This window comes from Pseudomonas entomophila, assembly GCF_018417595.1.
GTDB classification, from domain to species: Bacteria; Pseudomonadota; Gammaproteobacteria; order Pseudomonadales; family Pseudomonadaceae; genus Aquipseudomonas; species Aquipseudomonas entomophila_C.
Genome location: NZ_CP070982.1, coordinates 5,502,985 through 5,517,510, shown reverse-complemented (window position 1 = coordinate 5,517,510; position 14,526 = coordinate 5,502,985). Strand labels below are relative to the sequence as shown.

Genomic DNA, 14,526 nt, shown 5'->3' with positions numbered 1-14,526 from the left:
ACAGAGGGATCTGTTCCCTGCACGACAGCGCAGCGAACGGGCCGCATCGCGGCCCCTCACGGATTACAACCCGTTACGCGCCTTGAACTCGCGGCGACGGCGGTGCAGCACCGGCTCGGTGTAGCCGTTCGGTTGCTTGGCACCCTCTACCACCAACTCGATAGCGGCCTGGAACGCGATGTTGTCATCGAAGTTCGGCGCCATCGGGCGGTACTGGGCGTCACCGGCGTTCTGCTTGTCCACCACCGCGGCCATGCGCTTGAGGCTTTCCAGCACCTGTTCCTGGGTGACCACGCCATGGCGCAGCCAGTTGGCCAGCAACTGGGCCGAGATACGCAGGGTGGCGCGGTCTTCCATCAAACCGACGTCATTGATGTCCGGCACCTTCGAGCAACCCACGCCCTGGTCGATCCAGCGCACCACGTAACCGAGGATGCCCTGGGCGTTGTTGTCCAGTTCGTTGCGGATCTCTTCTGCGGACCAGTTGGTGTCGGCAGCCAGCGGGATGGTGAGAATGTCGTCGACCGAGGCCGGGGTGCGCGAGGCCAGTTCGCGCTGACGCGCCTGCACATCGACCTTGTGGTAGTGCAGGGCGTGCAGGGTGGCGGCGGTCGGCGATGGCACCCAGGCGGTGTTGGCGCCTGCCAGCGGGTGGGCGATCTTCTGTTCGAGCATGGCGGCCATCAGGTCCGGCATGGCCCACATGCCCTTGCCGATCTGCGCGCGGCCTTGCAGGCCGGTGGCCAGGCCGATGTCGACGTTGTTGTTCTCGTAGGCGCCGATCCACTTCTCGTTCTTCATGGCGCCCTTGCGCACCACGGCGCCGGCTTCCATCGAAGTGTGGATTTCGTCGCCGGTGCGGTCGAGGAAGCCGGTGTTGATGAACACCACGCGCTCGGCGGCCGCCTTGATGCAGGACTTGAGGTTGACCGTGGTGCGGCGCTCCTCGTCCATGATGCCGACCTTGACGGTGTTGCGCTTCATGCCCAGCAGGTCTTCGACGCGGCTGAAGATCTCGGCGGCGAAGGCCACTTCTTCAGGGCCATGCATTTTCGGTTTGACGATGTACACGCTGCCGCTGCGGGTGTTCTTGCGGCTGGTGTTGCCGTTGAGGTTGTGCAGGGCGATCAGGTTGGTGAACAGGCCGTCCTGGATACCTTCCGGAATCTCGTTGCCCTGGGCGTCGAGGATCGCCGGGTTGGTCATCAGGTGACCGACGTTGCGCACGAACAGCAGCGAACGACCGTGCAAGGTGACGCTGCCACCGTTCGGTGCGGCGTACTCGCGGTCCGGGTTCATGGTGCGGGTGAAGGTCTTGCCGCCCTTGTTCACGCTCTCGGCCAGGTCGCCTTTCATCAGCCCCAGCCAGTTGCGGTAGACGATCACTTTGTCATCGGCGTCGACAGCGGCGACCGAGTCTTCGCAGTCCATGATGGTGGTCAGCGCCGACTCCATCAGGATGTCCTTCACGCCCGCCGCATCGGTGCTGCCGACTGGGGTGGTGGCGTCGACCTGGATCTCGAAGTGCAGGCCGTTGTGCTTGAGCAGCACGGCGGTCGGGGCCTTGGCATCGCCATGGAAGCCGATCAGCTGGGCGTCGTCGCGCAGGCCGCTGTTGCTGCCGCCCTTGAGAGCGACCACCAGCTTGCCGCCTTCGATGCGGTAGGCGGTGGAGTCGACATGGGAGCCGGCAGCCAGTGGCGCGGCCTCGTCAAGGAAGGCGCGGGCGAAGGCGATGACCTTGTCGCCGCGCAGCTTGTTGTAACCCTGGCCCTTCTCGGCGCCACCCTCATCGCTGATGACGTCGGTGCCGTACAACGCGTCGTACAACGAGCCCCAGCGGGCATTGGCAGCGTTCAGGGCGAAGCGGGCGTTCATCACCGGTACCACCAGCTGCGGGCCGGCCATGTGGGCGATTTCTTCGTCTACGTTTTGCGTGGTGGCCTGGAAGTCCTCGGCCTGCGGCAGCAGGTAGCCGATTTCCTGGAGGAAGGCTTTGTACGCCACGGCGTCGTGGGCCTGGCCCTTGCGCGCCTGGTGCCAGGCGTCGATCTTCGCTTGCAGCTCGTCGCGCTTGGCGAGCAGGGCTTTGTTCTTGGGAGCGAGGTCGTTGATGATCTTCTCGGCACCGGCCCAGAACTGCTCGGCGTTGATGCCGGTCCCCGGAATGGCTTCGTTGTTGACGAAGTCGAACAGGACCTTGGCGACCTGAAGGCCACCGACGTGAACGTATCCAGTCATTGCTTGCCTCACCTCTGCTCAGCTATTTCGCTTTCGCTCTTCTGTATTAAGCCTGTAGCGCTTCTCTAAACACGGCACCAGTGCATGCCCCAATGACTCACGAGGGCGGCTGGGTGCGGCTCGCCAGACGGGTCGGCGAGCGGGTGGCGTATTTTCACAGGCGCCTTGGCAGACATCGAAACGACGTTTTGTAGTCCGCGTCGACGCATACTACATGAAGCAGCAGGCAGGTAAACATCAGACTAAAAGCGTCGCTCCGCGACCGGTTGGTCGCATAGGGTCACGCTGGGAGATGACATGTTCGCAAAAAACAGGTGGATTGTTCCAGATAAATCTTGAAACAGTACACGATTGGTTGGCTGGACTGTCCTGCGGCAGGTTGCCGCGCCTTGCCTATACTGATGCGATCCCCGCTTTTCGGCCGTCTGCCGCGGCCCTGACCGAACCAAGAGGAGTGGCCTGTGGACCATCTCGTACTCACCGTGATCGCCCCCGACAAGGCCGGGCAGGTCGAGCGCATCGCCGAATGCATCGCCAATCACAACGGCAACTGGCTGGAGAGCCGCATGTCGCGCATGGCCGGGCAGTTCGCCGGGATCCTGCGGGTGGCCGTGCCGGCGGAGAACTACGACGAGCTCGTCGAGTCACTGCACAAGCTGGCCCAGTACGACATTCGCGTGCTGATCGCCGAAAGCGGCATCGAGCCGTCCTGCACCTGGAAGCCGATTGCCATGGAGTTGGTGGGCAACGACCGACAAGGTATTGTGCGTGATATCACCCGCTTGCTGGCCGAGCAAGGGGTGAACGTGGAGCGGCTGACCACTGACGTTCGCCCGGCACCGATGAGCAGCGAGCCGCTGTTCCGCGCCGATGCCTTGCTGGCACTGCCGTTGACCTTGTCGGTGGAGGACCTGCAGCGGCGGCTGGAGGGCCTGGCGGATGACCTGATGGTGGAACTGAAGTTGCGGCCGGAGGAGTGACTCAAGAGCGGCGTGCCCCCTGTAGGAGCCGGCTTGCCGGCGAACAGGGTTATCCCCGATTTCAGAGGGACGTCTCTGTGGATAACCTGGGGGCGCCACGCTGCAGGCCAATAACGGCGCAGCCTAGCGCGACTTGAGCAAAAAACGTCCAGTAATCAGCAGCTTGTGCACAAACGCCGGGGACGAGGGTGTGGATAACCTTTGGAGCGCTTGCTACAGGCCACGTATTCCGTGGCCTGCAGTAATGTGATCGTTTTTTGATCAAGCGCGCTTGCGCAAGCTGAGCCAGGCATCGACGCTATAAACCGCCAGGCCGGCCCAGATGCAGGCGAACGCCAGCAGGTTGCTCGCCGTCAGATGCTCGTCGAACAGCAGCACCGCCTGCAACAGCACCAGGGTCGGTGCCAGGTACTGCAGGAAGCCCAGCGTGGTGTAGGGCAGGTGACGGGCGGCGGCGTTGAAGCAGACCAGCGGCACCAGCGTCACCGGGCCGGCCGCGATCAGCCACAGCGCCTCGCTGCTGCTGAAGAACTCAGGGCTGGCGCTGCTGGCCGCGGGGTGCAGCAATAGCCAGCCGATGGCGATGGGCACCAGCATCCAGGTCTCGACCACCAGCCCAGGCAGCGCCGCCACGGGCGCCTGCTTGCGAATCAGCCCATAGAAGCCGAACGACAGCGCCAACGCCAGCGACACCCACGGCAGGCTGCCGACCTGCCACACCTGTTGCACCACCCCCAGTGCCGCCAGCCCCACTGCCAGCCATTGCAGGCGGCGCAGGCGCTCGCCGAGCAGCAGCATGCCCAGCAGCACGTTGATCAGCGGGTTGATGTAGTAGCCCAGGCTGGCTTCGAGCATGCGCCCGTTGTTCACCGCCCACACGTAGGTCAGCCAGTTGCCGGCGATCAGCGCACCGCTCAGGGCCAGGATCGCCAGGCGTCGCGGGTTTTCGCGCAGCTCGCGCCACCAGCCGGGGTGTTTCCACACCAGCAGTAGCAGCGAGCCGAACAGCGCGGACCAGAGTACCCGGTGAACGATGATCTCCACCGCCGGGACGCTCTGGATGGCTTTGAAGTACAGGGGGAACAGGCCCCAGATGATGTAGGCGCCGAGGCCCAGGAGGTACCCGCGGCGCGGGTTGGCGGCGTGCATGAAAAATCCTTGCTTAGGTAGCTAAATAAAGCGACGCCTATTGTAGACAGACCGCGACGCGCTTCTAGAACAATTTCAGCGGTTCTTCATCGAGTGCAGCGATCTGCTCGCGCAGGGCGAGGATCTGGTCGCCCCAATAGCGCGGCTGGCCGAACCAGGGGAAGCTCGGCGGGAACGCCGGATCGTCCCAGCGCCGCGCCAGCCAGGCGCTGTAGTGCAGCTGGCGCAGGGCGCGCAGTGGCTCGATCAGGGCCAGTTCGCGCGGGTCGAAGTCGTGGAACTCGTTGTAGCCGTCGATCAGCTCGGCCAACTGGCCCAGGCGTTCCTCGCGGCTGCCGGCGAGCATCATCCACAGGTCCTGGACGGCCGGCCCCATGCGGCAGTCGTCGAGGTCGACGACGTGGTAGACGTCGTCGCGGTGCATCAGGTTGCCGGGGTGCAGGTCACCGTGCAGGCGAATCGTCTGGTGCGGGGTGCGAGCGTAGACATCCTCGACCCGCTGCAACAGGTCGCGGGCCACCGACTCGTAGGCCGGCAGCAGCTCGCGGGGCACGAAGTCGCCGTCGAGCAGGGTCTTGAGCGAGGCGTGGCCGAAGTTGTCCACAGCCAGGGATTCGCGGTGAGCGAAAGGCTTGGTCGCGCCCACCGCGTGCAGGCGACCGAGCAGTTGCCCAAGGCGATAGAGCTGGTCGAGATTGCCAGGCTCCGGGGCATGACCGCCACGGCGTGGGAACAGGGTAAAGCGAAAACCTTGGTGCTCGAACAGTGAACGACCTTCATGTAACAGCGGTGCCACTACTGGCACTTCGCACTCGGCCAGCTCGGCGGTGAAGGCATGTTCTTCAAGGATTGCCGCATCGCTCCAGCGCCCTGGGCGATAGAACTTGGCGATCAGCGGTTGTTCCCCCTCGATACCCACCTGATAGACGCGGTTCTCGTAGCTGTTGAGCGCCAGTACCCGTGCGTCGCTTAGAAAGCCCAGGCTTTCCACGGCATCCAGCACGAGGTCGGGGGTGAGGGTGTCGAAGGGGTGGGACATGAAGGGCTCCAGGCGCGGGGACTGCGTGGGCGCATGGTAGCGCATTGGCCTGGTGAACGTGCTCGGCAGGTGCGCGACCTACCTGTAGGAGCCGGTTTGCCGGCGATGGGCTGCGCAGCAGCCCAGGTTCAGAGGGTTACACCGGCACCCCAAGCAACACGTACGACGGATGGAACTGCACGCTCAACGTGCTGCCTGCCCCCACCTTGTGCTGCACCAACCATTGCTCTTCGGCAATGGCACACAGCGTCTGGCCGTTGCCCAGTGCCAGGCGCACTTCGCTCGGGCCATCGGTATCGGCCAGCACCTCCTCGACCGTGGTTTGCAGGCAGTTGCTGCCGGGCTCCTGAGTTTCATCCGCGCCAAGCAACTGCACCCAGCCCGCCTTGAGCAGTGCCACCACGGTCGCGCCCAACGTCAGTTCCAGCCGTTCGGTGCTGCCGCGTGTGATCAACGCTTCGATCTCAAGCCCACCGCCCAGGTCCAGGCTGATGCGGTCATGCCGGCCTTCACGGCGCAGCCCGCTGATCCGTCCCTGCAACTGGTTGCGCGCACTGGTGCGCAGCATCAGGCGCCCGAGCAGGTCGAGGTCGCTGGTTTCCTCGGCGGCTTCGAGTATCTGCGCTTGCAAGGCTTGCAGACGCTGATAGAGGCGCAGCACCCGTTCACCCTCTGTGGACAGCCGCGCACCACCGCCGCCGCGCCCTCCGGTACTGCGTTCCACCAGGGGGTGCGCCGCCAGGTTGTTGAGTTCGTCGATGGCGTCCCAGGCCGCCTTGTAGCTGATGCCGGCGGCCTTGGCCGCGCGGGTGATCGAGCCTTGTTCGGCCACGTGCTGCAACAGGGCGATGCGCTGTGGGCGGCGGGCGATGTGCTGGGTGAGCAGGGCGGGCAGGGACATGGGCGGGTTATCGAATGTGGTGAATATCCCGCGACGTTGCCGCCCGCACCCGGCCAAGTCAAGCCTGGCCGGGGCGAGGGGTGCGCGCCAGGCAGTAGATATCGACGCGGCGGGCGCCAGCCTTGCGCAGCAGCGCGGCGATCGCCTGGGCGGTCGCGCCGGTGGTCATGACATCGTCGACCACGGCCAGGTGCAGGCCTTCGACCTCAGTGCCGGGCGACAGGGCGAACGCCTGGCGCAGATTGCGTTGTCGGGCGCTGGCGCCCAACGCTTGCTGGGCGGGCGTGTCGCGCGTGCGCTCCAGCAGGTGTTCATCCCAGGGCAGTTCAAGCTGCCTGGACAGCCAGCGGCACAGCATGGCCGCCTGGTTGAAGCCACGCTGGCGCAGTCGACGCCTGGCCAGAGGAACAGGCAACAGCCGGTCGGGTCTCGGCAAGCCCATGCCATGACAATGCTCCACGGCATGCCCGAGCAACTGCGCCATCAACCGCCCAAGGGGCCACTGGCTGTGGTGCTTGAAGCGGCTGATCAGGGTGTCGACCGGGAAACCATAGTGCCAGGCGGCGACGACCTGGCTGTAGGCCGGTGGGCGGCGACTGCAGCTGGCGCATGTGAGCCCGTCCAGTGACAGCGGCAAGGCACAGCGCAGGCACTGTTCGCCCAGCCAGGGCAGTTCGCTCTCACAGGCCACGCACAGTGGGTGGGGCTGCCTGGCGGGCTCATCACAAAGCAAACATGCGTGGTTATTATTTATGCACTTGTAAACCAGTGATTTTATGTTTGGTTGACAGTTCAAAGGCCTTCCATGACTATGCGAGCTATCCGTGATGCGCTGGTAGGTTTTCCTGTCCCGGCGTCAGTCAGACCCTAGATAAGGAAACGCCGATGAGCGCCAGCGCAATTGCAACTACACGTCACGACTGGTCCCTGGCCGAGGTCAAGGCGCTGTTCCAGCAGCCGTTCAACGACCTGCTGTTCCAGGCCCAGACCATGCACCGCGCGCATTTCGACCCCAACCGCGTGCAGGTTTCCACGTTGCTGTCGATCAAGACCGGCGCCTGCCCGGAAGATTGCAAATATTGTCCACAGTCCGGCCACTACAACACCGGGTTGGAAAAGCAGAAGCTGATGGAAGTGCAGAAGGTGCTTGAAGAAGCCGCCCGGGCCAAGGCCATCGGCTCGACCCGCTTCTGCATGGGCGCGGCATGGAAACATCCCTCGGCCAAGGATATGCCCTACGTGCTGGAGATGGTCAAAGGGGTCAAGGCCATGGGCCTGGAGACCTGCATGACCCTCGGCAAGCTCGACCAGGAGCAAACCTTGGCCCTGGCCCAGGCCGGCCTCGACTACTACAACCACAACCTCGACACCTCGCCGGAGTTCTACGGCAGCATCATCACCACCCGCACCTACAGCGAGCGCCTGCAGACGCTGGCCTACGTACGTGATGCCGGGATGAAGATCTGCTCCGGCGGCATCCTCGGCATGGGCGAGTCGCTGGACGACCGCGCCGGCCTGCTGATCCAGCTGGCCAATCTGCCCGAGCACCCGGAATCGGTGCCGATCAACATGCTGGTCAAGGTCGCTGGCACGCCGCTGGCCGAGGAAGAAGACGTCGACCCGTTCGACTTCATCCGCATGCTGGCCGTGGCCCGAATCCTCATGCCCAAGTCCCATGTGCGCCTGTCAGCCGGGCGCGAGAAGATGAACGAGCAGATGCAGGCCCTGGCGTTCATGGCCGGCGCCAACTCGATCTTCTACGGCGAGAAACTGCTGACCACCGGCAACCCACAGGCCGACAAGGACATGCAATTGTTCGCCCGCCTCGGCATCAAGCCCGAAGCCCGTGAAGAACACGCCGACGAAGTGCACCAGGCGGCCATCGAGCAGGCGCTGGTCGAACAGCGCAACAGCGAGCTGTTCTACGACGCAGCCTCGGCCTGAGCATGGCCTTCGACCTCGCCGCGCGGCTGGCCGAACGGCGTGCCGCCGACCTTTACCGGCAACGGCCACTGCTGCAAAGCCCGCAGGGGCCGCAGGTGGTGGTCGACGGCCAACCACTGCTGGCGTTCTGCAGCAACGACTACCTGGGGCTGGCCAACCACCCTGACGTGATCCAGGCCTGGCGCGATGGCGCCGAGCATTGGGGCGTCGGCGGCGGTGCCTCGCACCTGGTGATCGGCCACAGCACCCCACACCATCAGGTCGAGGAGGCGCTTGCCGAGCTGACCGGGCGCCCGCGTGCGCTGCTGTTCTCCACCGGCTACATGGCCAATCTCGGTGCCATCACCGCGCTGGTGGGGCAGGGCGACACGGTGCTGCAGGACCGCCTCAACCACGCTTCGCTGCTCGACGGTGGCCTGCTCAGCGGCGCCCGCTTCAGCCGTTACCTGCACAACGATCCCGCGAGCCTCGCCAGCCGCCTGGAGAAAGCCACCGGCAATACACTGGTGGTCACCGATGGCGTGTTCAGCATGGATGGTGACTGTGCCGACCTGCCGGCACTGGCCAGGGTGGCACGTGCCCGTGGCGCCTGGCTGATGGTCGACGACGCCCATGGCCTGGGCACGCTGGGCACCAATGGCGGTGGCCTGGTCGAGCATTTTGGCCTGGGCGTCGATGACGTGCCGGTGCTGATCGGCACCCTGGGCAAGGCTTGTGGCACTTCCGGCGCCTTCGTCGCCGGCAGTGAGGAGCTGATCGAGGCGCTGGTGCAGTTTGCCCGGCCCTACATCTACACCACCAGCCAGCCGCCTGCGCTGGCTTGCGCGACGCTCAAGGCGCTGCAGCTGCTGCGCAACGACACCTGGCGACGGCAGCATCTGGCTGCGTTGATCCGCCAGTTCCGCGAGGGCGCACGGCAGATCGGCTTGACCCTGATGGACAGTCACACGGCGATCCAGCCGATTCTGATCGGCGATGCGGGGCGCGCCATGGCGCTGTCGCGCAAACTGCACGAGCGCGGCTTGCTGGTCACCGCGATCCGCCCACCCACCGTGCCTGCAGGCAGTGCACGCTTGCGCGTGACCCTGAGTGCGGCCCACAGCGAGGCCCAGGTCCAGCTATTGTTGAATGCATTGGCCGATTGTTATCCACAGCTGGAGTCCGCCGATGCGTAACCGACTGATCCTCCTGCCCGGCTGGGGCCTGGGCACCGCGTCCCTGGAGCCACTGGCCGCCAGCCTGCGGGCCCAGGATTCACGCCTGCAGGTCGAGCTGATGCCGCTGCCGGAGCTGGCCGACAGCGATGTCCAGGCCTGGGTCGATCATCTCGACCGTAAATTGCCCACCGACGTGTGGCTGGGTGGCTGGTCACTGGGAGGCATGCTCGCCAGCCTGCTGGCGCATAAACGCGGCGACCATTGCTGCGGGCTGCTGACCCTGGCCAGCAATCCTTGCTTCGTGGCCCGCCCCGACTGGCCCCACGGGATGGCGCCGGACACCTTCGGTACCTTCCTGGATGGTTGCCGCAGTCATACCCAGGTCACCCTCAAGCGCTTCCGCACCCTGTGCAGCGACGGCGCCCAGCAGCCGCGTACCTTGCTGCGCCAGCTCGGCGTGGGGGTGCCGGACACCGACCCGTTGTACCTGGCCAACGGCCTCGAAGTGCTGGCCAAGCTGGACACCCGCGCCGCGCTGGAGCAATACGGCGGCCCGCAGTTGCACCTGTTCGCCGGCAGTGACGCACTGGTGCCGGCCGATGCGGCCAAGGCCCTGAGCGACCTGTTGCCGGACGTGGAAGTCGGCTTGGTCGAAGACAGTTCCCACGCCTTCCTGCTGGAATACCCACAGGAACTGGCGGCGGGCATCAAGAGTTTCCTGCATGAGAGTGGCGATGACTGACCTTTCCCACCCAACCCTGCCCGGCGCCCTGCCGGACAAGCGCCAGGTGGCGGCTTCGTTCTCCCGCGCGGCGGCCAGCTACGACAGTGTCGCGGCCCTGCAGCGCGCGGTCGGTGTTGCCTTGCTGGACAAACTGCCCGACGGCCTGGCGCCTGCGCGCTGGCTCGACATGGGCAGTGGCACCGGGCATTTCAGCCGGGTATTGGCCGAGCGTTTCAGCCATGCGAACGGTGTGGCCCTGGACATCGCCGAGGGCATGCTGCGCCATGCCCGCGAGCAGGGGGGCGCGCTCCACCATGTGGCGGGCGATGCCGAGCGCCTGCCGTTGCGCGACGCCAGTGTCGACCTGTTGTTCAGCAGCCTGGCGGTGCAGTGGTGCGGCCAGTTCGCCAGCGTGCTCGATGAGGCGCGGCGGGTCCTGCGCCCAGGCGGTGTACTGGCATTCAGCAGCTTGTGCGTGGGCACATTGGAAGAGTTGCGCGCCAGTTGGCAGGCAGTGGACGGCATGGTGCACGTCAACCGGTTCCGCCGTTTCGAGGACTATCAGCGGCTGTGCGGCGAAAGTGGCCTGCAACTGCTCGACCTGGAGCGTCGTCCCCATGTCCTCCACTACCCGGACGTGCGCAGCCTGACCCACGAGCTCAAGGCGTTGGGTGCCCACAACCTCAATCCGGGGCGTCCTTCCGGGCTCACTGGCCGGGCGCGGATGCAGGGCCTGTTGCAGGCCTACGAGCAGTTCCGTCAGCCGCAGGGCCTGCCGGCCACCTACCAGGTGGTCTATGGTGTGTTGCGCAAACCCATGGCGCAGGAGCAGTAGCATGAGCCAGGCCTATTTCATCGCTGGCACCGACACCGACGTGGGCAAGACCACCATCGCCGCCGGCCTGCTGCGCGCGGCGCGGCAGCAGGGCTTGAGCACCCTGGCGGCCAAGCCCGTGGCTTCCGGCTGCGCGGTTTCCGGCAAGGAGTTGCGTAACAGTGATGCCCTGGCCTTGATCGACGAGAGTTCGATCAAACTGCCTTACGAAGCGGTCAATCCGTTCGCCTTCGAGCCTGCCATCGCCCCGCACGTGGCGGCACGTGAGGCAGGGGTGGCATTGAACGTGTCGACCTTGAGTGATGCCATGCGCCACGTGCTCGCCCAAGGTGCCGACTTCACGTTGATCGAAGGGGCAGGGGGATGGCGGGTGCCACTGTCCGACACGGCCAACCTTTCCGACCTGGCCATTGCCCTGAAGCTACCGGTGATCCTGGTGGTCGGTGTGCGCCTTGGTTGTATCAACCATGCCTTGCTCAGTGCCGAGGCCATCGCCCTGGATGGGCTGCAACTGGCTGGTTGGGTGGCGAACATCGTCGATCCGCGCACATCGCGCCTGGAAGAGAACCTCTCCAGCCTGGCCGAGCGCTTGCCGGCGCCATGCCTCGGGCGTGTCCCCTGGCTCAAGCAAGCGGGGGCGGATGCGGTCGCCGAGCACTTGCAACTGGACTTGCTGGACTAGTGTGGTCTGATTTGGCGCGACCTCTGTAGGAGCGGCTTTAGCCGCGATCACCCGCAAAGCGGGTGCCAGGCACCGCGTCGCCTGCATCGCGGCTAAAGCCGCTCCTACGGTTCCCTGCGCGAATCCAGATCGCCGGGCTCTATTGGATGGCACTAGGCTATTAGTGATTTAAACGGGCCTTTTACCTGATGTGCTGCTTTAATAAGGCCTGTTCACTATCCAGCGTCATGGAGTCCTGACATGGAAATCAATGCGAGCTCCGCCTTCTACGCGGGCCTTGGCGCCATCCAAAACGGGCAGAACCGCGTCGACCAGGCTGCCCAGCAGATCGCCAATGGCGCGACCGAGCGCGGCGAGGAAAGCGGCCAGTCCAGCCAATTCCAGGCCGAACGCCTGCGCGGCGTCGATCGCAGCCAGCAGTTGGACCTGGCCACCAGCACCGTGCAACTGGCGCTGGGCAAGCACGAGGTCGAACTGGGCGTGAAAGTCGCCAAGGCTTCGGACGAAATGCTCGGTCGTTTCATCGACACCTACGCCTGACCCGCTGAATCACATCCGGCTACACCATTGCGGGGCAAGCCCGCTTCCATGCCCCGCTGAGCGGTGATTGCGTGGGAGCAGGCTTGCCCCGCGATGCATTCAAGTGAGCTTGGCGTAAATGCCGTGTTCGGCGACTGAAATGGCACTATGGTGCCTTCTTGACATTGGCGCCACCTAAACGTAAGTTTCAAACAACTGTTTGACCGAAAGCCGCCAAGAGCTGGTCGGTATCCGCGGTCTCCCCACCGAACTCATCACAGAGGTTCATCGCAATGCCTGATTACAAAGCCCCCTTGCGTGATATCCGCTTCGTCCGCGACGAACTGCTCGGCTATGAGGCGCACTATCAGAGCCTGCCGGGCTGCCAGGACGCGACGCCGGACATGGTCAACGCGATCCTGGAAGAAGGCGCGAAATTCTGTGAGCAGGTGCTGGCACCGCTGAACCGCGTCGGCGACCTGGAAGGCTGCACCTGGAGCGAATCGGGCGTGAAAACCCCGACCGGCTTCAAGCAAGCCTACGAGCAATTCGTCGAAGGTGGCTGGCCGAGCCTGGCTCATGACGTCGCCCATGGCGGTCAGGGCCTGCCCGAGTCGCTGGGCCTCACGCTCAGCGAAATGGTCGGCGAATCGAACTGGTCGTGGGGCATGTACCCAGGCCTGTCTCACGGTGCCATGAACACCATCTCCGAGCACGGCACTCCCGAGCAGCAAGAGACCTACCTGACCAAGCTGGTGTCCGGCGAGTGGACCGGCACCATGTGCCTGACCGAGCCGCACTGTGGCACCGACCTCGGCATGCTGCGCACCAAGGCCGAACCTCAGGCCGATGGCAGCTATAAAGTTTCCGGCACCAAGATCTTCATCTCGGCCGGTGAGCACGACATGGCCGACAACATCGTCCATATCGTCCTGGCCCGCCTGCCCGACGCACCGGCCGGCACCAAGGGTATCTCGCTGTTCATCGTGCCGAAGTTCCTGCCGAACGCCGAAGGCGGCGTGGGTGAGCGCAACGGTGTGAGCTGCGGCTCCCTGGAACACAAGATGGGCATCCACGGCAACGCCACCTGCGTGATGAACTTCGACGCTGCCACCGGCTACCTGATCGGCCCGGCCAACAAGGGCCTGAACTGCATGTTCACCTTCATGAACACTGCCCGCCTGGGTACCGCCCTGCAGGGCTTGGCCCACGCCGAAGTGGCGTTCCAGGGTGGCCTGAAGTACGCCCGTGACCGCCTGCAGATGCGCTCCCTGACTGGCCCGAAAGCGCCGGAAAAGGCCGCTGACCCGATCATCGTCCACCCGGACGTGCGTCGCATGCTGCTGACCATGAAGGCCTTCGCCGAAGGCAACCGTGCCATGGTCTACTTCACCGCCAAGCAAGTGGATATCGTCAAGTACAGCCAGGACGAGGAAGAGCGCAAGAAGGCCGACGCCCTGCTGGCCTTCCTCACTCCGATCGCCAAGGCGTTCATGACCGAAGTCGGCTTCGAGGCCGCCAACCACGGCGTGCAGATCTACGGTGGCCACGGCTTCATCGCCGAGTGGGGCATGGAGCAGAACGTACGCGACAGCCGTATCTCGATGCTGTACGAAGGCACCACCGGCATCCAGGCCCTCGACCTGCTCGGCCGTAAAGTGCTGATGACCCAGGGCGAGGCACTCAAGGGCTTCACCAAGATCGTCCACAAGTTCTGCCAAGGGCAGGAGGGCAATGCCGCCACCAAGGAGTTCGTCGAGCCACTGGCGGCGATCAACAAGGAGTGGGGCGAGCTGACCATGAAGATCGGCATGGCCGCCATGAAGGACCGCGAGGAAGTGGGCGCCGCTTCGGTGGATTACCTGATGTACTCCGGCTATGCGTGCCTGGCCTACTTCTGGGCCGACATCGCCCGCCTGGCTGCCGAGAAACTGGCTGCCGGCACCAGCGAAGAGGCGTTCTACACCGCCAAGCTGCAGACCGCGCGCTTCTACTTCCAGCGCATCCTGCCGCGCACCCGCTCGCACGTGGCGGCGATCCTGTCCGGCGCAGACAACCTGATGGCGATGAAGGAAGAAGACTTCGGTCTGTCCATCTAAGCCTGCGGGTTGTACGCGAAACCGCCTGCCCTCACCGGCAGGCGGTTTTTTTTTGCCCAAGACACGATCCCTGTAGGAGCGGCTTCAGCCGCGATGGGGGCGGTGGGTGCACCGACCCATTCGCGGATAAATCCGCTCCTACAGGAACCGCGCAAACAGGAAAAATCCGACCGGGTGTCGCATCCAGTAACGAGAAAGTCTCAAGCTTCGCCCCTGATCTGCCGTTAAAGCAGGCATCTGTATTCATCTATTCATG

At 64.6% G+C, this 14,526-nt stretch carries 13 protein-coding genes; 8 read left to right on the top strand and 5 right to left on the bottom strand.

Features of this window, described 5'->3' with window-relative positions; all coding sequences use genetic code 11:
• Nucleotides 1-63: 63 nt before the first annotated feature.
• Nucleotides 64-2,241, bottom strand: a complete 2,178-nt coding sequence (locus JYG34_RS24175; RefSeq protein ID WP_213658676.1) for a malate synthase G — start codon at nt 2,239-2,241, stop codon at nt 64-66.
• A 461-nt stretch (nt 2,242-2,702) separates the two neighbouring features.
• On the opposite strand from JYG34_RS24175, the gene JYG34_RS24170 reads away from it, so the two are divergent.
• Nucleotides 2,703-3,221, top strand: a complete 519-nt coding sequence (locus tag JYG34_RS24170; protein WP_213658675.1) for a glycine cleavage system protein R — start codon at nt 2,703-2,705, stop codon at nt 3,219-3,221.
• A 261-nt stretch (nt 3,222-3,482) separates the two neighbouring features.
• Here the strand turns inward: JYG34_RS24170 and rarD are convergent, their stop codons facing one another.
• The 4 genes from rarD to JYG34_RS24150 all read right to left on the bottom strand — a co-directional run bounded on the left by rarD (nt 3,483) and on the right by JYG34_RS24150 (nt 7,106).
• A complete protein-coding gene (gene rarD / locus JYG34_RS24165; protein WP_213658674.1) occupies nt 3,483-4,370 on the bottom strand; it encodes an EamA family transporter RarD in 888 nt (295 codons plus the stop codon).
• 64 nt (nt 4,371-4,434) lie between these two features.
• Entirely contained in the window at nt 4,435-5,409 is a 975-nt protein-coding gene (locus tag JYG34_RS24160) for a serine/threonine protein kinase (protein WP_213658673.1), read from the bottom strand.
• A gap of 136 nt (nt 5,410-5,545) precedes the next feature.
• Nucleotides 5,546-6,310, bottom strand: coding sequence for a TOBE domain-containing protein (locus JYG34_RS24155; RefSeq protein ID WP_213658672.1), 765 nt, complete (start codon nt 6,308-6,310; stop codon nt 5,546-5,548).
• Nucleotides 6,311-6,368: 58 nt separating this feature from the next.
• The gene (locus JYG34_RS24150; RefSeq protein WP_213658671.1) at nt 6,369-7,106 is read right to left on the bottom strand and encodes a ComF family protein; all 738 of its coding nucleotides are present in this window, start codon (nt 7,104-7,106) and stop codon (nt 6,369-6,371) included.
• An 89-nt stretch (nt 7,107-7,195) separates the two neighbouring features.
• Between JYG34_RS24150 and bioB the strand changes: the two genes are divergently transcribed.
• From bioB to JYG34_RS24115, 7 genes are all read left to right on the top strand, one after another.
• Nucleotides 7,196-8,254 (top strand): biotin synthase BioB, encoded by a 1,059-nt coding sequence (bioB, locus tag JYG34_RS24145; RefSeq protein ID WP_213658670.1) that lies wholly within the window; start codon nt 7,196-7,198, stop codon nt 8,252-8,254.
• 2 nt (nt 8,255-8,256) lie between these two features.
• Nucleotides 8,257-9,429, top strand: a complete 1,173-nt coding sequence (bioF, locus tag JYG34_RS24140; RefSeq protein ID WP_213658669.1) for an 8-amino-7-oxononanoate synthase — start codon at nt 8,257-8,259, stop codon at nt 9,427-9,429.
• A complete protein-coding gene (locus tag JYG34_RS24135) occupies nt 9,422-10,153 on the top strand; it encodes an alpha/beta fold hydrolase (protein WP_213658668.1) in 732 nt (243 codons plus the stop codon). The genes bioF and JYG34_RS24135 overlap by 8 nt, the downstream gene beginning before the upstream one ends.
• Nucleotides 10,146-10,970: a malonyl-ACP O-methyltransferase BioC gene (bioC, locus tag JYG34_RS24130; protein WP_213658667.1), complete on the top strand. Its 825-nt coding sequence runs from the start codon at nt 10,146-10,148 to the stop codon at nt 10,968-10,970. Before JYG34_RS24135 ends, bioC begins: the two co-directional genes overlap by 8 nt.
• Before the next feature lies 1 nt (nt 10,971).
• Entirely contained in the window at nt 10,972-11,652 is a 681-nt protein-coding gene (bioD, locus tag JYG34_RS24125) for a dethiobiotin synthase (RefSeq protein ID WP_213658666.1), read from the top strand.
• Nucleotides 11,653-11,892: 240 nt separating this feature from the next.
• Nucleotides 11,893-12,192, top strand: a complete 300-nt coding sequence (locus JYG34_RS24120) for a pyrroloquinoline quinone biosynthesis protein PqqE (RefSeq protein WP_213658665.1) — start codon at nt 11,893-11,895, stop codon at nt 12,190-12,192.
• A gap of 272 nt (nt 12,193-12,464) precedes the next feature.
• Nucleotides 12,465-14,270 (top strand): phenylacyl-CoA dehydrogenase, encoded by a 1,806-nt coding sequence (locus JYG34_RS24115; RefSeq protein ID WP_011536103.1) that lies wholly within the window; start codon nt 12,465-12,467, stop codon nt 14,268-14,270.
• Nucleotides 14,271-14,526: the final 256 nt, after the last annotated feature.

Excerpts from the sequence above, each read along its gene's own strand:
- JYG34_RS24175 (WP_213658676.1), bottom strand. The coding sequence starts at position 2,241 with ATGACTGGATACGTTCACGTCGGTGGCCTTCAGGTCGCCAAGGTCCTG.
- bioB (WP_213658670.1), top strand. The coding sequence starts at position 7,196 with ATGAGCGCCAGCGCAATTGCAACTACACGTCACGACTGGTCCCTGGCC.
- JYG34_RS24135 (WP_213658668.1), top strand. The coding sequence starts at position 9,422 with ATGCGTAACCGACTGATCCTCCTGCCCGGCTGGGGCCTGGGCACCGCG.
- JYG34_RS24115 (WP_011536103.1), top strand. The coding sequence starts at position 12,465 with ATGCCTGATTACAAAGCCCCCTTGCGTGATATCCGCTTCGTCCGCGAC.
- bioF (WP_213658669.1), top strand. The coding sequence starts at position 8,257 with ATGGCCTTCGACCTCGCCGCGCGGCTGGCCGAACGGCGTGCCGCCGAC.
- JYG34_RS24155 (WP_213658672.1), bottom strand. The coding sequence starts at position 6,310 with ATGTCCCTGCCCGCCCTGCTCACCCAGCACATCGCCCGCCGCCCACAG.
- bioD (WP_213658666.1), top strand. The coding sequence starts at position 10,972 with ATGAGCCAGGCCTATTTCATCGCTGGCACCGACACCGACGTGGGCAAG.
- JYG34_RS24120 (WP_213658665.1), top strand. The coding sequence starts at position 11,893 with ATGGAAATCAATGCGAGCTCCGCCTTCTACGCGGGCCTTGGCGCCATC.
- rarD (WP_213658674.1), bottom strand. The coding sequence starts at position 4,370 with ATGCACGCCGCCAACCCGCGCCGCGGGTACCTCCTGGGCCTCGGCGCC.
- JYG34_RS24160 (WP_213658673.1), bottom strand. The coding sequence starts at position 5,409 with ATGTCCCACCCCTTCGACACCCTCACCCCCGACCTCGTGCTGGATGCC.
- bioC (WP_213658667.1), top strand. The coding sequence starts at position 10,146 with ATGACTGACCTTTCCCACCCAACCCTGCCCGGCGCCCTGCCGGACAAG.